21 protein-coding genes are annotated in these 25,428 nt (G+C 58.7%); 13 read left to right on the top strand and 8 right to left on the bottom strand.

Going from position 1 to position 25,428, the window contains the following annotated elements; genetic code table 11:
• Nucleotides 1-92: 92 nt before the first annotated feature.
• The 6 genes from AK821_RS10620 (at nt 93) to AK821_RS10595 (ending at nt 8,131) form a co-directional block, all read left to right on the top strand.
• Nucleotides 93-2,375: an ABC transporter permease subunit gene (locus tag AK821_RS10620; RefSeq protein ID WP_064389606.1), complete on the top strand. Its 2,283-nt coding sequence runs from the start codon at nt 93-95 to the stop codon at nt 2,373-2,375.
• Nucleotides 2,376-2,391: 16 nt separating this feature from the next.
• A complete protein-coding gene (gene pstA, locus AK821_RS10615) occupies nt 2,392-4,062 on the top strand; it encodes a phosphate ABC transporter permease PstA (protein WP_038359375.1) in 1,671 nt (556 codons plus the stop codon).
• Between the two features lie 183 nt (nt 4,063-4,245).
• Nucleotides 4,246-5,079: a phosphate ABC transporter ATP-binding protein PstB gene (gene pstB / locus AK821_RS10610; RefSeq protein WP_042561817.1), complete on the top strand. Its 834-nt coding sequence runs from the start codon at nt 4,246-4,248 to the stop codon at nt 5,077-5,079.
• A gap of 71 nt (nt 5,080-5,150) precedes the next feature.
• On the top strand, nt 5,151-5,912 hold the full coding sequence (gene phoU / locus AK821_RS10605) for a phosphate signaling complex protein PhoU (RefSeq protein WP_016985766.1): 762 nt from the start codon (nt 5,151-5,153) through the stop codon (nt 5,910-5,912).
• A 177-nt stretch (nt 5,913-6,089) separates the two neighbouring features.
• The gene (locus AK821_RS10600) at nt 6,090-7,046 is read left to right on the top strand and encodes a response regulator (protein WP_064389605.1); all 957 of its coding nucleotides are present in this window, start codon (nt 6,090-6,092) and stop codon (nt 7,044-7,046) included.
• A gap of 188 nt (nt 7,047-7,234) precedes the next feature.
• Nucleotides 7,235-8,131 carry a peptidoglycan DD-metalloendopeptidase family protein gene (locus AK821_RS10595; protein WP_064389604.1) on the top strand — a complete coding sequence of 299 codons (897 nt, stop codon included), beginning with the start codon at nt 7,235-7,237 and terminating at the stop codon, nt 8,129-8,131.
• 110 nt (nt 8,132-8,241) lie between these two features.
• Here the strand turns inward: AK821_RS10595 and AK821_RS10590 are convergent, their stop codons facing one another.
• The 3 genes from AK821_RS10590 to phoB form a co-directional block, all read right to left on the bottom strand.
• Complete coding sequence (locus tag AK821_RS10590) at nt 8,242-9,582, bottom strand: hemolysin family protein (protein WP_064389603.1); 1,341 nt, start codon at nt 9,580-9,582, stop codon at nt 8,242-8,244.
• 110 nt (nt 9,583-9,692) lie between these two features.
• Entirely contained in the window at nt 9,693-10,979 is a 1,287-nt protein-coding gene (gene phoR, locus AK821_RS10585) for a phosphate regulon sensor histidine kinase PhoR (RefSeq protein ID WP_236427349.1), read from the bottom strand.
• A 137-nt stretch (nt 10,980-11,116) separates the two neighbouring features.
• A complete protein-coding gene (phoB, locus tag AK821_RS10580; RefSeq protein WP_007896474.1) occupies nt 11,117-11,806 on the bottom strand; it encodes a phosphate regulon transcriptional regulator PhoB in 690 nt (229 codons plus the stop codon).
• Between the two features lie 151 nt (nt 11,807-11,957).
• Between phoB and AK821_RS10575 the strand changes: the two genes are divergently transcribed.
• Nucleotides 11,958-12,341, top strand: coding sequence for a COG4315 family predicted lipoprotein (locus AK821_RS10575; protein WP_064389601.1), 384 nt, complete (start codon nt 11,958-11,960; stop codon nt 12,339-12,341).
• 112 nt (nt 12,342-12,453) lie between these two features.
• Here AK821_RS10575 and ubiA read toward each other — a convergent pair whose 3' ends face one another.
• Nucleotides 12,454-13,344 carry a 4-hydroxybenzoate octaprenyltransferase gene (ubiA, locus tag AK821_RS10570; protein ID WP_008078760.1) on the bottom strand — a complete coding sequence of 297 codons (891 nt, stop codon included), beginning with the start codon at nt 13,342-13,344 and terminating at the stop codon, nt 12,454-12,456.
• On the bottom strand, nt 13,344-13,904 hold the full coding sequence (locus AK821_RS10565; RefSeq protein ID WP_064389600.1) for a chorismate--pyruvate lyase family protein: 561 nt from the start codon (nt 13,902-13,904) through the stop codon (nt 13,344-13,346). Before AK821_RS10565 ends, ubiA begins: the two co-directional genes overlap by 1 nt.
• A 201-nt stretch (nt 13,905-14,105) precedes the next feature.
• Here AK821_RS10565 and AK821_RS10560 point away from each other — a divergent pair, with 201 nt between their 5' ends.
• The 3 genes from AK821_RS10560 to AK821_RS10550 all read left to right on the top strand — a co-directional run bounded on the left by AK821_RS10560 (nt 14,106) and on the right by AK821_RS10550 (nt 15,908).
• Entirely contained in the window at nt 14,106-14,273 is a 168-nt protein-coding gene (locus tag AK821_RS10560; protein ID WP_007954349.1) for a rubredoxin, read from the top strand.
• 20 nt (nt 14,274-14,293) lie between these two features.
• Nucleotides 14,294-15,442, top strand: a complete 1,149-nt coding sequence (locus AK821_RS10555) for an NAD(P)/FAD-dependent oxidoreductase (RefSeq protein WP_064389599.1) — start codon at nt 14,294-14,296, stop codon at nt 15,440-15,442.
• Between the two features lie 190 nt (nt 15,443-15,632).
• Complete coding sequence (locus AK821_RS10550) at nt 15,633-15,908, top strand: HU family DNA-binding protein (protein WP_003213368.1); 276 nt, start codon at nt 15,633-15,635, stop codon at nt 15,906-15,908.
• 96 nt (nt 15,909-16,004) lie between these two features.
• Here AK821_RS10550 and AK821_RS30910 read toward each other — a convergent pair whose 3' ends face one another.
• The 3 genes from AK821_RS30910 to tssI are packed head-to-tail and all read right to left on the bottom strand — an operon-like array spanning nt 16,005 to nt 21,109.
• Entirely contained in the window at nt 16,005-17,084 is a 1,080-nt protein-coding gene (locus AK821_RS30910; RefSeq protein WP_177330944.1) for a hypothetical protein, read from the bottom strand.
• 13 nt (nt 17,085-17,097) lie between these two features.
• Nucleotides 17,098-17,769 (bottom strand): DUF2931 family protein, encoded by a 672-nt coding sequence (locus AK821_RS10540; RefSeq protein WP_064389598.1) that lies wholly within the window; start codon nt 17,767-17,769, stop codon nt 17,098-17,100.
• On the bottom strand, nt 17,762-21,109 hold the full coding sequence (gene tssI, locus AK821_RS10535; protein WP_064389597.1) for a type VI secretion system tip protein TssI/VgrG: 3,348 nt from the start codon (nt 21,107-21,109) through the stop codon (nt 17,762-17,764). The genes AK821_RS10540 and tssI overlap by 8 nt, the downstream gene beginning before the upstream one ends.
• A gap of 714 nt (nt 21,110-21,823) precedes the next feature.
• Between tssI and tssA the strand changes: the two genes are divergently transcribed.
• Genes tssA through tssC form a run of 3 tightly spaced genes read left to right on the top strand, consistent with a single transcriptional unit; the run spans nt 21,824 to nt 25,423 of the window.
• Nucleotides 21,824-23,386 (top strand): type VI secretion system protein TssA, encoded by a 1,563-nt coding sequence (tssA, locus tag AK821_RS10530; protein ID WP_064389596.1) that lies wholly within the window; start codon nt 21,824-21,826, stop codon nt 23,384-23,386.
• A gap of 32 nt (nt 23,387-23,418) precedes the next feature.
• Nucleotides 23,419-23,922 carry a type VI secretion system contractile sheath small subunit gene (gene tssB, locus AK821_RS10525; RefSeq protein ID WP_003229587.1) on the top strand — a complete coding sequence of 168 codons (504 nt, stop codon included), beginning with the start codon at nt 23,419-23,421 and terminating at the stop codon, nt 23,920-23,922.
• Between the two features lie 25 nt (nt 23,923-23,947).
• Entirely contained in the window at nt 23,948-25,423 is a 1,476-nt protein-coding gene (gene tssC, locus AK821_RS10520; protein WP_016772499.1) for a type VI secretion system contractile sheath large subunit, read from the top strand.
• Nucleotides 25,424-25,428 lie beyond the last annotated feature (5 nt).

Below are 25,428 nucleotides of genomic sequence, written 5' to 3'. Positions count from 1 at the left end.
ATTTTTGATCCTCTGCCAGTCCCGCTGGCGGTGGATTTGCTGCGTCACTGCATTGTCATCTTTCTGTCATACAGGATCGCTAGGGTGAGCGCATGAATGATCTGGCCAATTCCCAAATGACTACTAATCCTCCCAAGCGCATTGATTTCAATACGCCTGAGCTGCAACGCAAGCGCCGCATTCGCGCGCTCAAGGATCGCTTCACTCGCTGGTACGTCCTCGTTGGCGGTCTCGCGGTGCTGGCAGCCATTACCCTGATCTTTTTCTTCCTCGCCTACGTGGTTGCGCCGCTGTTCCAGGGTGCCGACCTGACCGCGAAAGACTCGATCACCCCGGCCTGGATGCAGGACGCCGGCAAGCCGCTGATGATTTCGCTCGAAGAGCAGAATCAGGTGGCCATGCGTGTTTCCGACAAAGGTCAGGCATTGTTCTTTGATATCGACAGTGGCGCTGAACTGAAGCGCGTCGATCTGCCGGTACCCGTCGGCGCCACCGTGACCTCCATTGGTGAAGACCAGCCGGGCCATCCGCTGGTGGCCGTGGGCCTGTCCAACGGCCAGGCGCTGGTGTTCCGTCACACCTATAAAGTCAGCTACCCCGATGGCAAGAAAACCATCAGCCCGGCCATCGAATACCCGTACGGCGAGGCACCAATCGCGCTGAACGAAGCCGGCGGCGCGCTTGAGCATGTCAGCCTCAACGCCTCCGACACGACCCTGATGCTGGTCGGCTCGACCGGCTCGCAACTCAATGTGCTGTCGCTGACCAGCGAAGAAAACATGATGACCGGCGAAGTCACCAACGAGCAGAAGCGTATCGATCTGCCGCAGATGACCGAGCCGGTGAAAAACATCTTCGTCGACCCGCGCCAACAGTGGCTGTACGTGGTCAACGGTCGCGCTCAGGCTGACGTGTTCAGCCTGCGCGACAAGAGCCTCAATGGTCGCTACAAACTGCTGGAAAACGCTGATGCCGAAGTCACTGCGACCGCGCAACTGGTCGGTGGTATTTCGCTGATCGTCGGCGACTCCAAGGGTGGTCTGGCGCAGTGGTTCATGGCCCGCGACACCGACGGTGAGTTGCGCCTGAAGCAGATCCGCACCTTCCAGATGGGCAGCACGCCGATTGTTGAAATCTCCGCCGAAGAACGTCGCAAAGGCTTCCTCGCGCTGGATGCCAGCGGCAAGCTCGGCGTGTTCCACAGCACCGCGCACCGCACCTTGCTCGTCGATCAGGTGGTCGAAGGCCAAGGCCTGTTCGGTCTGTCGCCACGCGCCAACCGCGTGATCGTCGAAGCCGACGGCAAGCTGCAACCGTTGCTGCTCGACAACCCGCACCCGGAAGTATCGTGGAGCGCGCTGTGGAGCAAGGTCTGGTACGAGAACTACGACGAACCTAAATACGTCTGGCAATCGACGGCGGCCAATACCGATTTCGAACCGAAACTGAGCCTCTCGCCACTGACCTTCGGCACCCTGAAAGCCGCGTTCTACGCGATGCTGCTGGCCGCGCCACTGGCCGTCGCTGCTGCGATCTACACCGCGTACTTCATGGCCCCAGGCATGCGCCGCAAGGTCAAACCGGTGATCGAGTTGATGGAAGCGATGCCGACGGTGATCCTCGGCTTCTTCGCTGGCTTGTTCCTCGCGCCGTATGTCGAAGGGCATCTGCCGGGCATCTTCAGTCTTTTGATGTTGCTGCCGATCGGCATTCTGGTCGCTGGTTTCACCTTCAGCCGTCTGCCTGAATCGATCCGCCTGAAAGTCCCGGATGGCTGGGAAAGTGCGCTGCTGATTCCAGTGATTCTGTTTGTGGGCTGGCTGTCGCTGTACATGAGCCCGTTCATGGAGAACTGGTTCTTTGGCGGTGACATGCGCATGTGGATCTCCCACGACCTGGGCATCACCTACGACCAGCGCAACGCCTTGGTGGTAGGTCTGGCCATGGGCTTTGCGGTGATCCCGAACATCTACTCGATTGCTGAAGACGCCGTGTTCAGTGTGCCGCGCGGCCTGACCCTCGGCTCGCTGGCCCTCGGTGCCACACCGTGGCAGACCATGACCCGCGTGGTGATCCTGACCGCCAGTCCGGGGATCTTCTCGGCGCTGATGATCGGCATGGGCCGTGCGGTCGGCGAAACCATGATCGTGCTGATGGCCACCGGTAACACCCCGGTCATGGAAATGAACCTGTTCGAAGGCTTGCGTACCCTGGCCGCCAACGTCGCGGTGGAAATGCCCGAGTCGGAAGTCGGCGGCAGCCACTATCGCGTGCTGTTCCTCTCGGCGCTGGTGTTGCTGTTGTTCACCTTCGTCATGAACACCCTGGCAGAACTGATTCGTCAGCGTCTGCGCAAGAAATACTCGTCGCTTTAAGCAAAGGTAGAAGTCTGTGAAACAGAACTCCCTGAAAGGATGGTTCAAGAGCGGCGCCCCGGGCGTCTGGATCAGCGGTGGCGCGGTGTCCATCGCGGTCATCATGACCATTGGCCTGTTGGCCGTGATTGCCGTGCGCGGTCTGGGTCACTTCTGGCCGGCGGACCTGGTCCATGCCAATTACGACGTACCGGGCCAGGCCAATCACCTGGTCATCGGTGAAGTGGTACAGAAAGAAGAAGTGCCCCGTGCCCGTCTGAAGAGCGCCGGTTTGCCGGTGCCGGATGAAGGCCCGGAATTCATGACCCGCGAGCTGATCAAGGTCGGCAACCGTGACCTGAACGGCAACGACTTCACCTGGATTGTCGGCGAGTGGCTGACCAACCAGACCACGCCGCCCGAGTTGATGGCGATCGAGCGTCGCGAGTGGGGCAACTTCTACGGCTACCTGGTCAACGTCAAACAGGACGGCAAGGTCATCGCCGAGGGCGAAGCTGCATGGCCTGAGCTGCAGGCGCGGATCAACCGGGTGAACGGTCTGGCGGCACAACTGAAGTCGCTGGAAAAAACCGACATCGGTGCGATCAACGCAGGGCTGGAACGCATCCGTCTGCACGGTCGCAAACTGGAACTGGAAGGCAAGCTCGACGCCACCGCGCAAGCGGACATGGAATCCGAGCGCGCCGAACTGAATGCGCGTTATCAGGACATCGAAGCACGTCTGGCCGATCTGCATGCGCAGTTCAACCGCGATGCCTTGACCGCTCGCGATGCCAACGGCAAAGAGATTGAAATCGGTCTGGGCAAAGTGGTTCACGCCTACCAGCCAAACGCGATGAGCACCTTTACCAAAGTCGGTTTCTACTTCAGCAAGATCTGGGAATTCCTTTCGGACGACCCGCGTGAAGCGAACACCGAAGGCGGTATTTTCCCGGCGATCTTCGGCACCGTGATGATGACGTTGATCATGGCGATGATCGTCACCCCGTTCGGCGTGCTGGCGGCGGTGTACCTGCGCGAATACGCCAAGCAGAACACCCTGACGCGGATCATCCGTATCGCGGTGAACAACCTCGCCGGCGTACCGGCGATCGTTTACGGCGTGTTCGGTCTGGGCTTCTTCGTTTACGTACTCGGTGGTTCAGTCGACCGCTTGTTCTTCCCGGAAGCACTGCCAGCGCCGACCTTCGGTACCCCGGGTCTGCTTTGGGCCTCGTTGACCCTGGCGCTGCTGGCGGTGCCGGTGGTGATTGTGGCGACCGAGGAAGGTCTGGCGCGTATCCCGCGTACCGTACGTGAAGGCTCGTTGGCCCTCGGCGCGACCAAGGCTGAAACCTTGTGGAAGATCGTCATCCCGATGGCCAGCCCGGCAATGATGACCGGCATGATCCTCGCCGTGGCTCGCGCCGCCGGTGAAGTGGCGCCGCTGATGCTGGTGGGTGTGGTGAAACTGGCGCCGTCGCTGCCGGTGGACGGCAACTACCCGTACCTGCACCTGGACCAGAAGATCATGCACCTGGGCTTCCACATCTATGACGTCGGCTTCCAGAGCCCGAACGTCGAAGCGGCGCGTCCGCTGGTGTACGCCACCGCGCTGTTGCTGGTGTTGGTGATCGCCACGTTGAACCTTTCGGCGGTGTATATCCGTAACCACCTGCGTGAAAAATACAAAGCTTTGGACAGTTAACACAAACCCTGTGGGAGCTGGCTTGCCAGCGATGCAGGCGACGCGGTGTTTCAGTTACACCGCGGTGATGCCATCGCTGGCAAGCCAGCTCCCACAAGGGCCGCGACAAACACTGAATTTGCGTTACGCGCTGGCTAGGCCAGCGGTTCAACAAACCGAATTTGTTAGCACAGGGAGCCTCCCATGCAGCACGAAACACATACCCACGGCATCAACATGTCTGCCCTGGGCCGCGACAAGCAGAGCCTGAACCTCGAACAGGAAACCGTGGCCATCGAAGTACCCGGCCTGAGCCTGTACTACGGCGAGAAACAAGCGCTGTTCGACGTCAGCATGAACATCCCGAAACAGCGCGTAACCGCCTTCATCGGTCCGTCCGGCTGCGGCAAGTCGACCTTGCTGCGCACCTTCAACCGCATGAACGACCTGGTTGACGGCTGCCGCGTCGAAGGCGCGATCAACCTGTACGGCAACAACATCTATCGCAAGGGCGAAGACGTGGCTGAGCTGCGTCGTCGCGTCGGCATGGTGTTTCAGAAGCCCAACCCGTTCCCGAAAACCATCTACGAAAACGTCGTCTACGGTCTGCGCATCCAAGGCATCAACAAGAAGCGCATCCTCGACGAAGCGGTCGAGTGGGCGTTGAAAGGTGCGGCGCTGTGGGACGAAGTCAAAGATCGCCTGCATGAGTCGGCTCTCGGCCTGTCCGGTGGTCAGCAACAGCGTCTGGTCATCGCCCGCACCATCGCGGTTGAGCCGGAAGTGCTGCTGCTCGATGAGCCGTGCTCGGCCCTCGACCCGATCTCGACGCTGAAAGTCGAAGAGCTGATCTACGAGCTGAAGTCCAAGTTCACCATTGTCATCGTGACCCACAACATGCAACAGGCCGCGCGGGTGTCCGACTACACGGCGTTCATGTACATGGGCAAACTGGTGGAATTCGGCGACACCGATACCCTGTTCACCAATCCGGCGAAGAAGCAGACCGAAGACTACATCACCGGTCGTTATGGCTGACAGTTGCGGGTTATTCACAGAATTGACGCTGCGGCCCACCGCACCTTACCGGACGCTCCAAGGACGCCAACATGATTAGTAAAGAAGGCCTTACCCATCACATCTCCGCGCAGTTCAACGCTGAGCTTGAGGAAGTGCGCAGCCACCTCCTGGCCATGGGCGGGCTGGTCGAGAAGCAGGTCAACGACGCGGTGACCGCGCTGATCGAAGCTGACTCCGGCCTGGCTCAGCAGGTGCGCGAGATCGATGACCAGATCAACCAGATGGAACGCAACATCGACGAAGAATGCCTGCGCATTCTGGCCCGTCGTCAGCCTGCGGCGTCCGACCTGCGTTTGATCATCAGCATTTCCAAGTCGGTGATCGACCTTGAGCGCATCGGTGACGAGGCGACCAAAATCGCTCGTCGTGCGATTCAGCTGTGCGAAGAGGGCGAAGCGCCGCGCGGTTACGTCGAGGTTCGCCACATTGGCGACCAGGTGCGCAACATGGTTCGCGATGCACTGGACGCGTTTGCCCGTTTCGACGCCGATCTGGCGTTGTCGGTGGCGCAATACGACAAGATCATCGACCGCGAATACAAGACCGCCCTGCGCGAGCTGGCGACCTACATGATGGAAGACCCGCGCTCTATCTCGCGGGTCTTGAGCATCATCTGGGTGCTGCGTTCGCTGGAGCGTATCGGCGACCACGCGCGCAATATCTCCGAATTGGTCATTTACCTGGTGCGCGGCACCGACGTGCGCCACATGGGCCTCAAGCGCATGAAGGAAGAAGTTGAAGGCACAAGCGGCGAAACCGCTAATGTTCCGGGCAATGCTGACGATAAGTAAGATTGCCTGAGAAAAGCGCCCGGCCCTTTGGCCGGGCGTTTTTGTTTGTGCTTTTCATGGGCAGATTCGAATTAAAAAGCAGCACCCGCGAACGAAAAGTCCCGGCGTGACTGAAGAGTTGTGGCAATGTGCCATCAGCCAGCGTTATGCTTGCCGGGATTTTAATAGGGGTGTTGGATGAGCAAGATCAGTGTGTTGGTCGTGGACGATGCTTCGTTCATTCGTGACCTGGTGAAAAAGTGCCTGCGTAATTACTTCCCGGGGATCCGCACCGAGGACGCCGTCAACGGTAAAAAGGCCCAGGCCATGCTGGCCAGGGAAGCCTTCGACCTGGTCCTGTGCGACTGGGAAATGCCGGAAATGTCCGGTCTCGAACTGCTGACCTGGTGCCGCGAGCAAGACAACCTCAAGACCATGCCATTCGTCATGGTGACCAGCCGTGGCGACAAGGAAAACGTCGTGCAGGCGATTCAGGCCGGCGTTTCCGGCTACGTCAGCAAGCCGTTCACCAACGAGCAACTGCTGACCAAGGTCAAACAGGCGCTGAACAAGGTCGGCAAGCTCGACACCCTGATGAACAGTGCGCCGACCAAAATGAACTCGGCGTTCGGCAACGATTCGCTGAGCGCATTGACTGGCGGCAAGCCTGCCGTGGTCGGTGGTGCGCCAGCGGCCGCAGCGGTCAACCCGTTTGCCAAGCCTGTCGCTGCCGCTCCTGCGCCCGCCGCTGCGCCATCGCGTGGTCTGCTCAATAGCCCACCGGTCAAGGCGCCAGTCGCCGCGTCGGCGCCGGCCAGTGGCCGTGGTCAAGGTCAGTTGCGTCTGCCAAGCGGTACTCAGCAATGCGTGATCAAAGCGCTGAGCATCAAGGAAGCGTTGCTGGTGGTGAAACGCACCGAGACCCTGCCGCAGATCCTCGATAGCGCTGTGCTCGATCTGGAGCAGGGCGACAACGCCGAGATTGCCCGCCTCAATGGCTACCTGCACGCCGTCGTCGCGTTTGAGCCGAAACCGGACAGCGACTGGCTGCAACTGACCTTCCGTTTCGTCGATCAGGACGCGCAGAAGCTCGACTACATCTCCCGCCTGATCGCTCGCGGCACCGCGCAGAAGCACTTCGTTCCGGGCGCGTAATCGGCGTCTGTGAAAAGATCGCAGCCTTCGGCAGCTCCTACATTGGAATGCATTTTCCCTGTAGGAGCTGCCGAAGGCTGCGATCTTTTGCTTTGTGCGCTGGGCAAATTGAAACATCTGTCGACTAGCCTGGTCTGCTTCACCTGCTAGGCTCATTTCCAGGCCTTCCTTTCGACAGACTCTCGCCCATGCTCGCGCGCCTGCTGTTTTTCTGTGGTCTTTTCATGGCCTCCACCTCGGCTGTGGCCATGACCATTTACAAATCCACCGATGCCAACGGCGTGGTCTCGTACAGTGACCGGCCGAGCAAAGGCTCGCAGGTGTTCGTTTTTCAGGACCGCATGGTCGAGCGCCTCGAGCGGCAGGTCTATCTCGACATCAAAAAACAGAAGGGCACTGACGTGGTGTTCGTGCGCAACGATCTGTATGCACCGGTCGAGGTGGCGCTGGCGTTTACCGGGATGAGTAACGTCCGCGGCGCGCCGGCACAAACCATCCGCCGGGTGCTTCCCGCGCGCAGCAATACGCGTCTGGCCCTGCTGACGGCGATTAGCGGTGGCAAACCGTTGGTGTATACGCCGCAGTTCCATTATTCCCTCGGCGACCCCACAGGCACCGCGCAGGGCTATCGCTACCCACTGCCATGGCGTGGCGGACCGTTTCGTCTGAGTCAGGGCGCCAACGGCCAGTACAGCCACTATGGGCCGAAGAACAAGTATGCGATGGACATCGCCATGCCGGTGGGCACGCCGATCATTGCCGCGCGGGCGGGGGTGGTGGTGAAAACCGAAAACGCGCAGAGCGGGCGCGGCAATGATGCCTCCGGCAATTTCGTGCGGGTGCTGCACGACGACGGCACCATGGGCGTGTACCTGCACCTCAAGCAAGGCTCGGTGAGCGTGCGCGAAGGGCAACGGGTAGCGGTGGGCAGTCCGTTGGCGCTGTCCGGTAATACCGGCAACAGCAGCGGCCCGCACCTGCACTTTGTCGTGCAGCGCAATACTGGCGAGGGGCTGGTGTCGATTCCGTATCAGTTCAACCAGCCGCTGGGGGCCTTGCCCAACTTTGCGCTGGGCAAGCAGTAAACAGCAAAAGATCGCAGCCTTCGGCAGCTCCTACATTGGAATGCGATCCCCTGTAGGAGCTGCCGAAGGCTGCGATCTTTTAACAGGCAATGCGGTCACCCGCATTGCACTCAATCCAGCATCAACACCTTCGCCAGCACAATCTTCGGCCCTTTCATCTTCTTGATGATGATGCGCAGACCTTCGACTTCCAGCACTTCTTCCTCTTCCGGCACCCGTTTCAGGGTTTCGTAGATCAGTCCGGCAAGGGTTTCCGCTTCAATGTGGTCAAGGTCGATGCCCAGCAGGCGTTCCACCTTGAACAGCGGCGTATCACCGCGAACCAAAAGCTTGCCCGGCTGATAGGCGAGGATCCCGCGCTCAGCCTTGCGGTGTTCGTCCTGAATGTCGCCGACCAGCACCTCCAGCACGTCTTCCATGGTCAGGTAGCCGATGATGTTGCCGTCAGCCTCCTCGACCACGGCGAAGTGCGAGCCGCCCTTGCGGAACTGCTCCAGCAACTGCGACAGCGGCATATGCCGCGACACGCGCTCCAGCGGACGGGTCAGCTCGGCCAGGTTGAACGACTCGGGAATGTGGTCCAGTGCCGCCAGTTCCAGCAGCAGATCCTTGATGTGCAGCAGGCCGACGAACTCCTGGCGCTCGCTGTCGTACACCGGATAACGGCTGAACTTGTGGCGACGGAACATCGCCAGGATTTCTTTCAGCGGCGCGTTGAATTCGAGGGTGATCAGGTCTTCGCGGGAGTTGGCCCAGTCGACCACTTCCAGCTCGCCCATCTCGACTGCCGAGGCCAATACGCGCATGCCCTGATCGCTCGGATCCTGGCCACGGCTGGAGTGCAGGATCAGTTTCAGTTCTTCGCGGCTGTAATGGTGTTCGTGGTGCGGGCCGGGTTCGCCTTGGCCGGCGATGCGCAGAATCGCGTTGGCGCTGGCATTGAGCAGGTAGATCGCCGGGTACATCGCCCAGTAGAACAGATACAGCGGCACCGCCGTCCACAGCGACAGCAGCTCGGGTTTGCGGATCGCCCAGGATTTCGGGGCCAGTTCGCCGACCACGATGTGCAGGTAGGAAATGATGAAGAACGCAGTGAAGAACGATACGCCCTTGATGATCTCTGGCGACTGCACGCCGACCGCACTCAGCAGCGGCTCGAGAATGTGCGCAAACGCCGGCTCACCGACCCAGCCGAGGCCGAGGGAGGCAAGAGTAATACCGAGTTGACACGCCGAGAGGTACGCATCGAGCTGACTGTGCACGGTGCGCAGGATATGTCCGCGCCAGCCGTTCTGATCAGCGATGGCCTCGACCCGGGTCGAGCGCAGTTTGACCATGGCGAATTCCGCCGCAACGAAGAAGCCGTTGAGCAAAACCAGGATCAGAGCAAAAAGAATCATGCCGAAATCGGCGAATATTGTTGCGAGGGACAAGCCAGGGGAAGGGTCCATGATGGAGTTTTGCGGGTTCCGTGTGATTCAAAAGAGAGAAAAGTCGCGCCTGAAAGGCAGGCACAAGTCAGCCAATGTAGCGGCTGACCTGGCGATTGCCTAGTGCGACATTACTCAGCGGTGCTGATCGCCCGTGCGCTGGCCACTTGCGCCGGGGCGAAATGGCAGGTGAAGGTGCTGCCATGACCGGGCACGCTGCTGATCTCCATGCGCGCGCGGTGGCGCAGTAACACGTGTTTGACGATGGCCAGGCCAAGGCCGGTGCCGCCGGTGTTGGAGTTGCGGCTGGAGTCGACGCGGTAGAAGCGTTCGGTCAGGCGCGGCAGATGTTTGCTGTCGATGCCGATCCCGGAATCCTGCACGCTCAGGTGTGCGCCCTGATCGTCGCCCCACCAGCGAATGCGGATGTTGCCCTCGGCCGGGGTGTACTTCACGGCGTTGAACACCAGATTGGAAAACGCGCTGCGCAATTCCGCCTCGCTACCCTTGAGCAGGAGGCCGGCGTCGGCTTCGAGGGTGATGCGTTGATTCTTCGAGCCGGACAATTGCTGCGCATCGCTTTTGATCGATTGCAGCAAGGTGTCGACCTGCACGGGTTGGTTGTCCGACGGGTAATCGGTGGCTTCCAGTTTCGCCAGCAACAACAAATCGTTGAGCAGCGTCTGCATGCGCCCGCCCTGTTGTTGCATTTGCTGCAGGGCGCGGCTCCAGCGCGGATTCACTTCCTCGACGTTGTCGAGCAGGGTTTCCAGATAGCCGCAGATCACCGTTAGCGGTGTGCGCAATTCGTGGGAGACGTTGGCGATGAAGTCTTTGCGCATCTGCTCCAGCTGATGGATGCGCGTAACGTCGCGCACCAGCATCAAGTGCTCGTTGTTGCCGTAGCGGGTCAGGTACAGCTGAATGCGTACGCGATCATTGGTCGGCGAGGGGATTTCCAGCGGTTCGGCGTAGCTGTCCTGCTCGAAATATTCCTTGAAGCGCGGATGCCGCACCAGGTTGGTTACCGGTTGACCACTGTCTTGCGGGGTCTTGAGGCCGAGCAGGGTTTCAGCAGCGCGGTTCCACCATTCCAGGTTGCCGTCGCTGTCGAGCATGATCACCGCGTCTTTCAGCGCTGCGGTGGACTCCTGCACCCGGTCGATCACCGCCTGCAGGCGCCCGCGCACGCGTTGGTCGCGGCGTTGCAGGTGGTAGATGCTGTCGAACACTTCGCCCCACAGGCCATAGCCGTCGGGCGGTGCTTCATCGGGTTGGTGCTGACGCAGCCACTCGTGCAGCCGCAGCAATTGCTTGAGCGTCCAGCCCAGATAAATCCCCAGTCCCGCCGCGAGGCTCCAGCCGTAATAGCCGGTGATCAGGCCGATCACCAGGCAAGCGGTGACCAGCAACAGCATGTGGCGAATCAGGGTGCCATGCCAGTTTTGATTCACGGAGCGTCCTTACGCAGCTTCGAGTTTCAAGCCGCAAGCTTCAAGCTAAAGCGGATCGGCTTTTACTTGCCGCTTATAGCTAGAAGCTTGCAGCTGCTTTTTTATGCCTTGGTGGAAAACCGGTAGCCGGTACCGCGCACGGTTTGTACCAGATTTTCGTAGGCGTCGCCGAGGGCCTTGCGCAGGCGGCGGATGTGCACGTCGACGGTGCGCTCTTCAACGTAGACGTTGCCGCCCCAGACCTGATCGAGCAACTGGCCACGGGTGTAGGCGCGTTCCTGGTGGGTCATGAAGAATTGCAGCAGACGGTATTCGGTCGGGCCCATCTCGGCGGGTTTGCCGTCGATGGTCACGCGGTGGCTGATCGGGTCGAGCAGCAGGCCGCCGACTTCGATCGGCGCTTCGCCGTCGGTCGGACCGGCGCGGCGCAGCACCGCTTTGAGACGGGCAACCAGTTCACGCGGGGAAAACGGTTTGGTGATGTAGTCGTCGGCGCCGACTTCCAGACCCTGGATCTTGTTGTCCTCTTCGCCCTTGGCGGTGAGCATGATGATCGGGATGTCCCCGGTCAGCTCATCGCGTTTCAAGCGGCGGGCCAGTTCGATGCCGGAGGTGCCGGGCAGCATCCAGTCGAGCAGGATCAGGTCCGGCTTGCGGTCGACGATGATGGCGTGTGCCTGCTGCGAGTTCTCTGCCTCGAGGCAGTCATAGCCGGCCATTTCCAACGCAACGGCGATCATTTCGCGAATGGGCGCTTCGTCGTCGACGATCAGAATGCTCCTGCCAACCATGCCTTAATCCTCTTGTCATTTAACTGTCTTGCGCCGCATTAGATAACGGAATTATTGCAGTCGTGTGACAGTATTTTAGTCCGGCGGCGATTGGACGAATCCTGAACTAAGCTCTTAGTCCGAATCCTGACAACCACAAAAGAAGGTTTCCATGACTCAAATGACTGTTTCTTTCAAAGCCTTGTTGATGGCTGCTGCGCTTACTCTGCCTGGATTTGCACTGGCCGCGGATCCCGCGATGGAGAAGGACGGCATGTACACCGATCACAAGGGCATGACCCTGTATACCTTCGCCAAGGACTCCGCCGGAAAATCCGCTTGTAACGACAAATGCGCTGCGAATTGGCCGCCGTTGAAGGCTGAGGCCGGCGATAAGTCGATGGGCGACTGGACGGTGATCAAGCGTGACGACGGCTCAATGCAATGGGCTTACCAAGGCATGCCGCTGTACACCTTCGTGATGGACAAGAAAGCCGGTGACATGACCGGTGACGGCAAAATGGACGGCGCGTGGAAAGTCGCCAAAGCCAAATAAACGCGGTCCCCCTGTAGGAGTGAGCCTGCTCGCGATAGCGGTGTGTCAGTCAGCATTTTCGTTTCTGACACACCGCTATCGCGAGCAGGCTCACTCCTACTTTGATTTGCGCTTAGCGCAACGCGTAATCCAGCACGATCCCGACGAATATCGCCAACCCGGCCCAATGGTTGTGCAAGAACGCCTTGAAGCAGCGCATCCGGTCGCGATCACGGGTGTACCAGAACTCCCACGCATAACACCCGGCAGCCACCAGCAAGCCGAGATGGAACCAGACGCCCAACTCGAACTTCGACCCCGCCAGCAACAGACAGCCCAGCGACAGCGCCTGCAAACTCAGGATGATCACCCGATCCGCTTCGCCAAACAGAATCGCCGTCGATTTCACGCCGATCTTCAAATCGTCATCGCGATCAGTCATCGCGTAATAGGTGTCGTAACCCACCGTCCACAGCAGGTTGGCGATCCACAGCAGCCACGCCGCCGCCGGCAGCTCGCCGGTTTCGGCGGTGAACGCCATTGGCATGCCCCAGGAGAACGCCGCGCCCAGCACCACTTGCGGGTAATAGGTGTAGCGCTTCATGAACGGATAAGTGAACGCCAGCGCCAGACCGCCCAGCGACAGCCAGATGGTCGGTGCGTTGGTGCACAGCACCAGCAGAAAACTCACACCCATCAACAGCGCGAAGAACACCAAGGCTTCTTTCGAACTGATTCTGCCCGCAGCTAAAGGCCGTTGTGCGGTGCGTTTGACGTGGCCGTCGACCTTGCGATCCGCCCAGTCATTGATCACGCAGCCACCGGCGCGGGTCAGCACCACGCCGAGGACGAAAATCACCACGTTGGCCAACGACGGCGAGCCTTTGCCGGCAATCCACAACGCCCACAGCGTCGGCCACAGCAGCAGATAGATGCCGATCGGCTTGTCCATGCGCGTCAACTGAATGAAATCCCACGCGCGCGGGTTCAAGCGGTTCAGGGACTTGAGCAGGCTTTGATACATCAGCAGTTCTCCGGATGGGCGCCGGCGGCGCTCCACAGGCTCGGCAGAAAGATTTCCGCCACCAGTACGCTCAGCGCGCCACGGTCGAACCGGGAGCGACGTCCCCATAAACCGGGCGCTTTGGCGGCCTGCGGCAACCATTCTTCAGGGTAGTGGCAAACTTCGAGGGCGCGGCGCTGGAACGCCTGATCACAAAACAGCAGTTCGCCCAGCGAGCGACTGCCCAGTTCGTCCATGTGCAAACCGTCGCCCTGCAGAGCGGCGCGCGAGGCCACGCTACGGGCGAAGACCCAGGCTTCGCCGTGGCCGCGCAAATACACTTCGCGCACCCAGCCCTCGCTGCCTTCGGCCAGATCCAGCGCAGCGCATTCGTCGGCGCGCAGGGTGTCCCAGCCCTCGAACAATGGCGTGACGCTGAAGCCATCGTTGGACAAACGCGTGAGTCGGCGGGTCAGGGAGCCTTCGTCGAACAACCAGTCCAGCGTCAGCGAATCGGGGAGAGGCGTCAGTCGGTTTTGAGTCAGCCAGAGCGGGGCCGGGCCGGAATTTGTCTGTTGCACAATGAGTCATTATTGGCCGCAAATGAGGCGCCGAGCTTACCATGGCGGGCAGCGACATTGATTGATCCGGGGTGCCATTGCGCCGAACAGGCTTGCATCTGCCCGGCTCCATCAGTACAAAACGCCCTGAGCCGGATGGCAGCGCAACACCCATCGACTATCCGCGCCGGCAATAAGCCTGAACCCTGAGGAAGTACCTGAATGAAAAAGTGGCAATGTGTGGTCTGCGGCCTGATCTACAACGAAGCCGACGGCTGGCCGGATGACGGCATTGCGCCGGGCACCCTGTGGCAGGACGTGCCGGAAGACTGGCTGTGCCCGGACTGCGGCGTCGGCAAGATGGACTTTGAAATGATCGAAATCAACTAAGCAAAACAAGGGAGTAAGGCATGAGCGCGCCTGTCGTAATCATTGGCACCGGGCTTGCGGGCTACAACCTGGCCCGCGAGTTTCGCAAGCTTGATAGCGAAACCCCGCTGCTGCTGATCACTGCCGATGACGGCCGCTCTTACTCCAAACCGATGCTCTCTACCGGTTTCGGCAAGAACAAGGACGCCGATGGTCTGAGCATGGCCGAGCCGGGCGCCATGGCCGAGCAGTTGAAGGCCGAGGTGCGCACTCATACGCGCATCAGCGGCATCGACGCTGGCCATAAACGCCTATGGATCGGCGAAGAAGCGGTTTATTACCGTGATCTGATCCTCGCCTGGGGCGCAGAAACCGTGCGCGTGCCGATTGAAGGCGATGGCAGCGATCTGGTGTTCCCGATCAATGACCTCGAAGACTATGCGCGTTTCCGTGCCGCTGCGGCGGGCAAGCGCCGGGTGCTGCTGCTGGGCGCCGGCCTGATCGGCTGTGAATTCGCCAACGACCTGATCCTCGGTGGCTACGACGTGCAACTGGTTGCACCGTGCGAACAAGTCATGCCGACTCTGCTGCACCCAGCGGCTGCGGCAGCGTTGCAGGCAGGGTTGGAAAGCATTGGTGCGAAATTCCATCTTGGCCCGGTGCTGACCCACCTGCAAAAAGTCGCTGACGGTCTGGAAGCGCATCTGTCCGACGGTCAAGTCATCCCGTGCGACGTGGTGGTGTCGGCGATCGGCCTGCGTCCACGCATCGATCTGGCGGCAGCCGCCGGCGTACAGGTCAACCGTGGTGTCGTCGTCGATCGTCACCTGAAGACTTCTCACGCCAATATCTACGCCCTGGGTGACTGCGCGGAAGTCGACGGGCTGAATCTGTTGTACGTGATGCCCCTCATGAGCTGTGCGCGAGCGCTGGCACAAACCCTGGCTGGAAACCCTGCGGCGGTAAGCTACGGCCCGATGCCGATTACTGTGAAAACCCCGGTTTGTCCCTTGGTGGTTTCGCCACCGCCACGCGGTAGCGAAGGTGTTTGGACAATCGAAGGGCAGGGCACCGACATCAAGGCGCTGTGCCACAGCGCCGACGGTCAGTTGCTTGGCTACGTGCTGACCGGCGCCGCGGTGATGGAAAAACTCGCCCTGAACAAACAGCTTCCGGCCTTGCTGGCGTAAATACCGGTCGTTCTGTCGGAATCACCCCGCTTTTGCCCCTACAAAGGTCGCGGGGAGACTGGCGCCGCCGGTATCCGCGTGCCATTCTCACTCCCGTCTGCCGCAGAGTAGAGCCTGCGGCGCCTTGGGCGCTGTTCCAACGAGAACAGCACGGACATAACAACAAAAAACCGTCAAAGGGGCTTCACTAATGCGTAAACCAGAACTCGCCGCTGCAATCGCTGAAAAAGCAGATCTGACCAAAGAACAGGCCAACCGCGTACTCAACGCCGTTCTCGAAGAAATCACCGGCGCTCTGCACCGCAAGGACAGCGTGACGCTGGTCGGCTTCGGCACCTTCCTGCAACGCCACCGCGGCGCCCGCACCGGCAAAAACCCGCAAACCGGCGAACCGGTGAAAATCAAGGCCAGCAACACCGTTGCGTTCAAGCCAGGCAAGTCGTTGAAAGACAGCGTTAATCCATAATTGCGGCGGATCCCCTGAATAGCGGGGGAACACCGTAATAAAAAATGGGCACACCGATTGCGGTCGGGTGCCCATTTTTTGTGGCTGCAAGCCAGGTTATTGGCGGCGGAAGCAGGCTTTGCCGTTGCCAAAATCCACTGCCAGGCAATTTGGCTCAACGGCCAATTGCAGATCTTTGAACAACACAGAAAGATCGCCGTTGGCAGGGTCAGGATAGGCTTGCCAGTCCAGCGTCGCCCATCTAGTTTTCGGCATGACGGTGAACCACTCGATTTCATCAGGAGAATTTTGTGTATGTAAGCCGATTTTCGCCAATGCGTTGTTTGGGGAAAACGGCACTGTCAGCGTGTTTTGCTGCGAGTCTGTCCAAACCTCCTTCAACGTCGAACCGTCTTCGAATTGCCAATGAACTTCCACTGGATGGATCGCAGGTGGTGAGACCGGATCGAAGTGATAAAACGTCAACCAATAGTTATGGTCAACTCGTTCTCGCTCTTCTGGAGTCAGATATTGGCTGGTGGTCGCCAGATCAAATCCGATTGGTTGTTCGAACGTTAAGGGCTGGTTTTTTCGTTTCTTCCAGCCAATGTTGAAGGCTCGGCTGTCCCCCGCGACATCGAACCATTGATAAGCTCCACGATTAGGATCTGTGCCAAAGCCAATTTTTTTCAGCGTTCTCTGGTGATCGTAAGGAAACCAGAGGTCTGTTTGTTGATTCGAGTTCAAGAGCAATTGACCCGGTGGGCCTGAATTGAACTCAAGACTGACCATCACGGGCTTCAGGGGCGGCGGCGGAGGCTGGTGATCGTACCGTAGCTCTAAAACGTAGCTCTCTTTAGCCAACTCATTTTTTTCTCTGTCGGCATATTCCTTGAGTTCGACCAGAGTTCTCTCGCGTGAAAGATTGTAGGAAAGCTTCTTTGCTGGCTGGGCAGCAGGCTCTTGCTCCAGCATGAGAGTGTTTTCCTCGACATACCAGTTTCCCTTGGCGACACCGCCAGCCGATCCGTAGGCGATACCAGCAGAAAAAGTGCCGTCCTTACGCAACAGCAACTCGGCGGCCATTTCCATGGCACCAGACAGGTAGTAATGACCGTCCAGTGGCGAGGTGTCTGCGGATGCGTGGGTAACGGGAAGCCACATCAGCGCTGCGAACAACAGCGGTTTCAATTCCATGAGGTAATGCTCCTTACCAGCTCCCGAAGGGAATGCCGAATTTTTCGATGTAGGCTTTAGATTCAGGTGATAGAGACAGTGCGTACCGCCCCTCGTTTTTTCCTTGATACGGGCCTACCTTCATTACACTCCCTTCGACCCGAGTAATCTCGACAGACTCGAGGCAAGCGGCCCCTAGCCAGACCTTTGCAATACCGCCGGGTGCCAAGCCAATACCCATGTTATCGCGGTAGTCCGTGATCCATTTTCCATCAGCCCTGCAGAAAGCTTTTTCCGGCTTTCGCATGATTTCCCGAGCCGATTCGGAAATGGTGATGTAAGCCTCATAGGTTTGAGGTTCGGCCAGGGATTGCCATCGTACGTAGATCAAGCGGGGCAGGTCGGCGCCGGTGATATCCCGTCCTGCGCCACTTCCGGGGTTTTCTGGCCACCCTGCGGGCGTGCCTTTGTTATCAGCGGGAGCTCTTACCGAAGCAATCCCGGCTCCGGCACGTCGGAATACTCGCTCTCGAATATCCACCACATCGGCGGTTTCAATCCAGACCTCCATGTAGTCCGGTGCTCCAAAGCCAAGGAACCATGGATGCTTGTCCGCAGCTTGGGAGACGTCTAGTCCGCAGCCGGCCAATAATATGCCTAGAAGGAAGTACATTGTTTTCCTGATAGGTCGAGTGAAGTCATTCATGGGGGTGCACCACTCGTTGGTTGTTCTTGGTTGGTCGGTTGATGAAAACAATATTCAAGTCGCTGCTGTTCAAGCCCTTGGCCGCATTCCAGTGAGCAGAGAGATGTATATAGCGGCTACGTAACAATGACCTTTCTTTGATAGTCAGGCCTTCGACGGGAGACTCGCCCAAGGCGTAGGACTGGAGCTTCCTGTGAATGGGGACCAACTCTTCGGGCAGATTCAGATTCGGCGTATCTGGGATGACCTTGAACGGCACATTTGCTCTGACCGCAAGCTCACGCATGATGCGCAGATACACCAGCGACAGCTCGCTATGTACTGGCCGCTCAATGCTGGTCGCCGCGTAAACCCGCTTTTGAGGATCCGGGCTTGATCTACCATTTGCTGTTGATTGAGTAACGGCTCTTTCCCAAAAATCCACGCGCAAATGACTGCCCGGGAGGTCCTCATCGATGACGCCTTTTGCAAACCAGGCAAATGCTTCTTTCTCGGCAGCAACATAGGCTGCACTGCGGGTCGCGTCCTTGTCTCGGCTGATAGTGCTGGTGATCGGGTTGCTCAGCAGAAGTTTTTCCTTGGCTCTGGGCAAGTAGCCGCCGCCCAGATCCGAGTGAGCGCCGGGCAAAACCAGATCGATGTCGCCCAGGCTGTTGAGTGCAAAGTTCTCGCGATATTCATCGCGCGCAACCAGATGGACTACTTTGTTGGCGCAACCATCAGGCAGCTTTAAATCGAGTCCGGAGTTTCTGCTGTTAGCGCCGGTAAAATCGAACAGCCATGGGTTGGCGATTGCTGCAACGGTGTCAAACAGACCAATGAAATTGATGCTGATGCTCGATTGCGGACGCCAGTCAAAGGTGCTTGAGAGTGCCGGAGAACCTGCTGGAAGCGCATCTGCGAGAATACTGCGCTCGCCTTTGAGAACCTCATTTGCAAAGTGTCGAGCCGCGGCGGCACCACGACTGAAGCCGAAAATATCGAACTCGATCTTTTCTATAAGTAGATTGGGATTCTTACCGATCAGTGAGCGCACTTGACCGATAATTTTTTCAGGGCTCTGCTCCACACGAGCTGATACGCCAGTCTCTCCTCGGCCTGTCGCTTGTGCGTAAAGTGAGTCACCTGCGTCAGCTGTTGTGCCAATACCTTCGATGTACACGCGCAAAGAGGCGTTTCTCGTTTTCTCCGACAGTGTTTCGAAGGAATGATCCGTATACAGCTCATACAGCCGCACAATATTGCTCGCATCATTTCCATAACTGTTGTCCGGCGAACTCCCGTTTCCGTCGTAACCGTAGGTGGCGCAGTGCTGCTGGATCTCTGCAGCCGCTTCCGCGAGATTGGCGTCTGCGGCGTAGCACGCGGCGACCGTCTCGCTGTTGTCCTTGTTATTCCCGGTGCCATCGAAAAACACGCCGATACGCAGAGTAATTCCCCCCGGCGTCTCATCGTCCAGGTCGACTTCTTCCTCCTCTTCCTCGAGCTCTTCCTCTGCACGCGCGTTTACCGCTGGCGCAACGCGTAATGCGCTATCCAGTCCAGGCAGCAGCAGATGGGGGGCTTCACTGTCGTGTGGCTTGCGGCCCGTTTCGATTTCCGTGCTGCTGAAAATGCCGCCCGCATCGATCACTAGGTGATGGCCGCCGGCTTTCAGCGTGATGCTGGCGCCGGCATCCAGCACCACACTGGCGCCGGCCTTCAGGTGCACTTGCTGGCCGGCCTCGATGTCGAGAGACTTTCCAGCCTGGGTGTAACTGCTGCCATTGATGGTTTCGCGGCGTTCGTTGCCCACTTCCAGTTGAAGGCTATTGCCGATTTTCTGTGCCATGTCGCGTTGCGCGCGCAGGTAGATCAGTTCCTGTCCGGCGCGATCTTCAATCGACAGTTCATTGTAGCCGCCATTGCGCGGCGAGCTTTCGCTGCGCAAGACGGTTCTGGTTTTGTGGTCGGGTAAAGAGTAGGGCGGCGTGGTAACTCTGTTGGCCACACACCCGGTGATCAGCGGTTTGTCCGGGTCACCCTCCAAAAAGGACACCACGACTTCCATGCCGACCCGCGGAATGGTCACGGCTCCAAAATGATCTCCGGCCCAACTGCTCGCCACGCGTACCCAGCAACTGCTGCGCTCACTGTTGAGTTCTTTGCGATCCCAGGGAAGTTCGATCTTCACGCGACCTAACTCATCGCAGTAAATCTCTTCGTCTTCGGGGCCGGTGACCCGTGCGGTCTGGATCACCAGCGGGCGGCGTGGTGCAGGCAGCGGTGGCCGGAAAACCACCTCAGCGGGAATCACGCTAAAGCGATTTCGGTAGCCTTGGGTGAAACCATCGGCGGTTTTGACGTCGCTGGGGCCGAACTCCTCAAGCACTTGTGGCTGTCGGCCTTCATGGCTGACGCTGAGCAAAAGCCACAGGTCGTTGCACTTTTTACGCGGGTGTCCGGTCAGCTCAAACAGGTGGCCACAACGCAGATTCGTCTGATCGCTTTCGCCGTCGCCCAGTTCGTAATCGCTACGGTGGCGCTCGAGTGCCTGCCGAGCAATTTGCTTGCCGCGCCTTTCGTTCTCGATCAGCAGCGGATAAAAGTAGTCCTCCAGCGTTGGAGTGAATCCGGCGGTGAAGCTGCTTTCAAGCAACAGGCTCGGGCGTTTCAGGTCGTAGTCACGACGGGTGACGGTGCTCGTGCGCGTACTGTTGCGCACCCAGAATCGGCTGATAACCTGATGCTCGGCCACCATGCCGGATTTCTGCAGATATGGCAGCGCGGCCAACTTGGGGAGAAACACCCGGTCATCGGTGAACACCAGCAAATGGCCGTCCGCCGAATGCTGGTGATGCCAGGCGATCCCGTCTTCAGCGCACAGCCTCTGGATAAATTCAAAGTCGCTTTCCGCGTACTGAGTGCAATAGTCGCGTGGCGGGTTCGGGGTGACATGAAAAGTGAACGCATCACCTTGAATACCGTGCTTTTGGAGCACCTGCGCGATGATCTGCGGCACCGTACGCTGCTGGAAAATCCTCTGGTCATGACTGAACTGCAAATAATGCAAGGCAGGCACTAGCTTCAGCTCATAGTGGGTCAGGCGTTTTCCGCTTTCACCGACCCGCACATCTTCAATGCGCCCATGAATACCTTCGTTGTTGAACCCGAATTGCAGAAATGCTGGCTGACTGAGCAGGCCTTCCAGATCGATATTCGCTTGTTCACTGATCAGTTCGACCCGGATGGCGTACAGGCAGCTGATGGCTTCATCACCATCAAATGCGAGCACCTTGAAGTCGTGGCGAACTCCGGGAATCTGCAGGGTAAAAGGCGCGCAACTGCCCGTGCTGAACATACGCTTGTCCTTAAGCAAAATGAGTCGATGCGCGGTGTTTGATCGTCCCTGATCGCCACGCGTAAAAAATTTGCCAAGGCACGCTAGCTGCGGGGGAAATAAATTGATGTAAGAACCGTCTCTGACATTTGTCAGAGTCTTCCGGGTTGTAAGGTGTTGTATGAATTGAAGGAAATGACTTAGGAGGGAGAGTTCGATAACTATTGAATTAGCACGAATGTGCAGTGTTTCCGGCCTGCTGAAAGTTTCACAAAGTAATTTGCCATCAAATTGATGGCACTTTTCCCATATGTCATTGTCTTCGCCGAATTGTTCAAAGAAGCCGATGAATTTTAGGAAGAGTCCTACTTCTATTTTTTTCAAGAGTTGTCATGCTTGCCGCCGTGTATTGGGGTGGGCAAGCGGCAAGATGCCTTTTCGGAGGAACAGAGCCCTCTAGCTCAAGGTTTTGGCGGGGGATAGGAAAATGCGGCGAATATAAATGACTCTCAGGGATTCCCTTGCGACATATAGGGCAATCTCCTACAGGCCCCAATGAACACTTCGTCTTGTTGTTTAATCAGATGCTTGCTAGTGGCCATCATTGTGATTACGATGCGCCCACTTGAAAGAGCACATCTCAATTGGATGAGTCGCTGCACCGCTCTTCGATACTGTCCCGCGCCGCGGTTATTCCAACAGGCGCCTGACTGTAATCCTTAATAAAGGCCATGGATGTCCTACTCAAGCAAACTTTCCGCCCATTACCTCGAACTCGCTAAAGTCTCTGTTTCCAAAGAGAATTTCGCGGGCGAAGACGTTCGTTTCTCGAGCGAATTCGAGGCCCTGGAAAGCGAGCTGGCCAAAGCCTCGTCGATGCACGAAAGCGGGCAGATCGACTGGCTGAAAATTCGCGAAAACAGCGAAAATCTGTTGCGTACCCAATCCAAGGATTTGCGTGTCGGCGCCTGGCTGACATGGTCGCTGTACCAGCGCGAATCCTTCCCCGGACTGCTCGCCGGCCTCGGGTTGCTGCACCATCTGTCGGAAAACAACTGGGCCGACGTTCACCCGCTCAAAGCCCGTACCCGTGCCGCCGCCATTGGCTGGCTGGTGCCGCGCCTTGAGCAGGTCATCACTGAAAACATCGCGATCAAGGAACAGTTGCCGATGTTCCGGCAGCTCTCCGAGCACCTGTCCGGTCTCGAAGCGGCGTGTGCTGAGCACTTGGGCGATGATTCGCCGCTGTTGCTGCCGATCTCCCGTCGCCTGAAAACCATGATCCAGCGCGCGGCCGACAATCAGCCGGCCCCCGGTGTGGTCGGTGCGGCAGTGGCGCAGGTCAAACAGGCTGCGAGCCAGTTGCTCACCCCCGGCGCACCGATCGACAACGAACGAGACGCCCATAAAGCTCTGCGCGCCCAGCAGGAAAGCGCTCGGCCGTTGTGCGCATGGTGGCTCAAACAGAAAGCCACCGACCTGCGCGCCCTGCGTCTGAACCGCACGCTGCTGTGGATGACCATCGACGCGGTGCCCGAGCGCAACGCTGAGCAGATCACCGTGCTGCGCGGCCTGCCGCTGGAAAAACTCAAGCTCTACCAGGACCGTTTCGATCAGGGTAAATACGCCGACCTGCTGGTGGAACTGGAGGCGAGCCTGGCGAAGGCGCCGTTCTGGTTCGATGGCCAGAGGATGGTCTGGGAATGTCTCCAGAACCTCAACGCCGAGTTGGCAATGCGCGAAGTGGAGATCCACTTCGCGCTTTTGATTCAGCGTCTGCCCGGCATTGTCGAGTTGCGCTTCCATGACGGCGCGCCGTTTGCCGATCCGTCCACCCGGGCGTGGATCGCCGCCAACGTCATGCCGCACCTGCAAAGCGCGAGTGCGCCGCGCAAGGTCGAAAGCGAAAACGTCGAAACCCAGCCGGCCTGGGAAAAAGCCCTCGAAGAAGTCTTGCCGCTGCTGCGCAAGGAAGGCCTGAAGCCTGCCGTGCAGACGCTCAAGCAGGGTTTGCAATCCGCTCACGGTGGCCGCGAACGCTTCTTCTGGCAGTTCGCGCTCGCCCGACTGTGCTTCATGGCCAAGAAATACGAACTGGCCAAGAACCAGCTGGAAACCCTCGATCAGACATTACAGGACTCAGGCCTGCACGCCTGGGAGCCCGATCTTGCATTGGAAGTGCTGCACCTGCTGCACAGTTGCTGCGAGTTGTTGCCGCAGAACCATGCCGTACGTGAACGCAAGGAAGAGATTTATCGCAGGCTGTGCCACCTCGATCTCGAAGTGGTACTCGAATAGGCCCCAGGGCCACAACCGCAAGGAGAAAAGCCATGGCCAAAGAAGGCTCGGTAGCCCCCAAGGAACGCATCAACGTCACCTTCAAACCCGCCACCGGCGGTGCTCAGGAAGAGATTGAACTGCCGCTGAAGCTGCTGGCAATCGGTGACTACACCCACCGCAAGGACGATCGCAAAATCGAAGATCGCAAGCCGATCAGCATCGACAAGATGACCTTCGACGAAGTGTTGGCCAAGCAAGAACTGGGTCTGACGCTGAGCGTGCCGAACCGTCTGCAGGAAGATGGCGAGGCCGACGAGCTGGCTGTGCAACTGCGCGTCAATTCGATGAAGGACTTCAACCCGGCCAGCCTGGTCGAGCAAGTGCCTGAGCTGAAAAAACTGATGGAACTGCGCGATGCGCTGGTGGCCCTCAAAGGCCCGCTGGGTAACGCACCTGCGTTCCGTAAAGCCATCGAAGGCGTGCTCGCCGACGACGAATCCCGCGGTCGCGTACTCGGTGAGCTGGGCCTGAACGCCGCAGCCCCGGACGCCTGAGACTCCAGCCAAGGAAGCCAACACAATGAGCACTAGCGCAGCACAAGAGAAGAGCGCCGCCAGCGGCGAATACAGCATTCTCGACAGCATCATCGCCGAAACCCGTCTGACTCCGGACGACGAAGCCTACGATATCGCCAAGCGCGGTGTGTCGGCGTTCATCGAAGAACTGCTCAAGCCGCAGAACAACGGTGAGCCGGTCAAGAAGGCCATGGTTGACCGCATGATCGCCGAGATCGATGCCAAGCTCAGCCGTCAGATGGACGAAATCCTGCACCACCCGGACTTCCAGGCGCTGGAATCCTCGTGGCGTGGTCTGCAGTTGCTGGTCGACCGCACCAACTTCCGCGAAAACATCAAAATCGAAATCCTCAACGTCTCGAAAGAAGACCTGCTGGACGATTTCGAAGATTCGCCGGAAGTCATGCAGTCGGGCCTGTACAAGCACATCTACACCGCTGAATACGGCCAGTTCGGTGGTCAGCCTGTGGGCGCGATCATCGCTAACTACTACATGTCGCCAAGCTCGCCAGACGTCAAGCTGATGCAGTACGTGGCCAGCGTTTCGTGCATGTCGCACGCGCCGTTCATTGCTGCGGCCGGCCCGAAATTCTTCGGCCTGGAAAGCTTCACCGGCCTGCCGGATCTGAAAGATCTGAAAGACCACTTCGAAGGCCCGCAATTCGCCAAATGGCAGAGCTTCCGTACCTCGGAAGACTCCCGCTACGTTGGCCTGACCGTGCCACGTTTCCTGCTGCGTAACCCGTACGATCCGGAAGAAAACCCGGTGAAATCGTTCGTGTACAAGGAAACCGTTGCCAACAGCCACGAGCACTACCTGTGGGGCAACACCGCTTACGCATTCGGTACCAAGCTGACCGACAGCTTCGCCAAATTCCGCTGGTGCCCGAACATCATCGGCCCACAGAGCGGTGGCGCGGTTGAAGATCTGCCGTTGCACCACTTCGAAAGCATGGGCGAAATCGAAACCAAGATTCCTACCGAAGTACTGGTTTCCGACCGTCGTGAATACGAACTGGCCGAGGAAGGCTTCATCTCCCTGACCATGCGTAAAGGCTCCGACAACGCGGCGTTCTTCTCCGCCAGCTCGGTGCAGAAGCCGAAGTTCTTCGGCATCAGTGCAGAAGGCAAGGCCGCAGAGCTGAACTACAAGCTCGGCACCCAACTGCCGTACATGATGATCGTCAACCGCCTGGCTCACTACTTGAAAGTGCTGCAGCGCGAGCAACTCGGTTCGTGGAAAGAGCGTACCGACCTCGAGCTGGAACTGAACAAGTGGATCCGTCAGTACGTTGCCGACCAGGAAAACCCGAGCGCCGAAGTCCGTGGCCGTCGTCCGCTGCGCGCTGCGCAAGTGATCGTCAGCGACGTTGAAGGCGAGCCGGGCTGGTACCGCGTGAGCTTGAACGTGCGTCCGCACTTCAAGTACATGGGGGCCGATTTCACCCTGTCGCTGGTTGGCAAGCTGGACAAAGAGTAAGAGCG

Origin of the sequence: Pseudomonas sp. RIT-PI-r, from assembly GCF_001297015.1 — a bacterium.
Lineage (GTDB): Bacteria > Pseudomonadota > Gammaproteobacteria > Pseudomonadales > Pseudomonadaceae > Aquipseudomonas.
The sequence above is the reverse complement of the archived record's forward strand: the minus strand, read 5'-3'. Positions and strand labels throughout refer to the sequence as shown.

Bases quoted from the DNA above. Each gene is read 5' to 3' on its own strand.
- AK821_RS10620 (WP_064389606.1), top strand. From the start codon at position 93: ATGAATGATCTGGCCAATTCCCAAATGACTACTAATCCTCCCAAGCGC.
- pstB (WP_042561817.1), top strand. From the start codon at position 4,246: ATGCAGCACGAAACACATACCCACGGCATCAACATGTCTGCCCTGGGC.
- phoU (WP_016985766.1), top strand. From the start codon at position 5,151: ATGATTAGTAAAGAAGGCCTTACCCATCACATCTCCGCGCAGTTCAAC.
- AK821_RS10600 (WP_064389605.1), top strand. From the start codon at position 6,090: ATGAGCAAGATCAGTGTGTTGGTCGTGGACGATGCTTCGTTCATTCGT.
- AK821_RS10595 (WP_064389604.1), top strand. From the start codon at position 7,235: ATGCTCGCGCGCCTGCTGTTTTTCTGTGGTCTTTTCATGGCCTCCACC.
- AK821_RS10590 (WP_064389603.1), bottom strand. From the start codon at position 9,582: ATGGACCCTTCCCCTGGCTTGTCCCTCGCAACAATATTCGCCGATTTC.
- phoR (WP_236427349.1), bottom strand. From the start codon at position 10,979: ATGCTGTTGCTGGTCACCGCTTGCCTGGTGATCGGCCTGATCACCGGC.
- phoB (WP_007896474.1), bottom strand. From the start codon at position 11,806: ATGGTTGGCAGGAGCATTCTGATCGTCGACGACGAAGCGCCCATTCGC.
- AK821_RS10575 (WP_064389601.1), top strand. From the start codon at position 11,958: ATGACTCAAATGACTGTTTCTTTCAAAGCCTTGTTGATGGCTGCTGCG.
- ubiA (WP_008078760.1), bottom strand. From the start codon at position 13,344: ATGTATCAAAGCCTGCTCAAGTCCCTGAACCGCTTGAACCCGCGCGCG.
- AK821_RS10560 (WP_007954349.1), top strand. From the start codon at position 14,106: ATGAAAAAGTGGCAATGTGTGGTCTGCGGCCTGATCTACAACGAAGCC.
- AK821_RS10555 (WP_064389599.1), top strand. From the start codon at position 14,294: ATGAGCGCGCCTGTCGTAATCATTGGCACCGGGCTTGCGGGCTACAAC.
- AK821_RS10550 (WP_003213368.1), top strand. From the start codon at position 15,633: ATGCGTAAACCAGAACTCGCCGCTGCAATCGCTGAAAAAGCAGATCTG.
- AK821_RS30910 (WP_177330944.1), bottom strand. From the start codon at position 17,084: ATGGAATTGAAACCGCTGTTGTTCGCAGCGCTGATGTGGCTTCCCGTT.
- AK821_RS10540 (WP_064389598.1), bottom strand. From the start codon at position 17,769: ATGAATGACTTCACTCGACCTATCAGGAAAACAATGTACTTCCTTCTA.
- tssI (WP_064389597.1), bottom strand. From the start codon at position 21,109: ATGTTCAGCACGGGCAGTTGCGCGCCTTTTACCCTGCAGATTCCCGGA.
- tssA (WP_064389596.1), top strand. From the start codon at position 21,824: ATGTCCTACTCAAGCAAACTTTCCGCCCATTACCTCGAACTCGCTAAA.
- tssB (WP_003229587.1), top strand. From the start codon at position 23,419: ATGGCCAAAGAAGGCTCGGTAGCCCCCAAGGAACGCATCAACGTCACC.
- tssC (WP_016772499.1), top strand. From the start codon at position 23,948: ATGAGCACTAGCGCAGCACAAGAGAAGAGCGCCGCCAGCGGCGAATAC.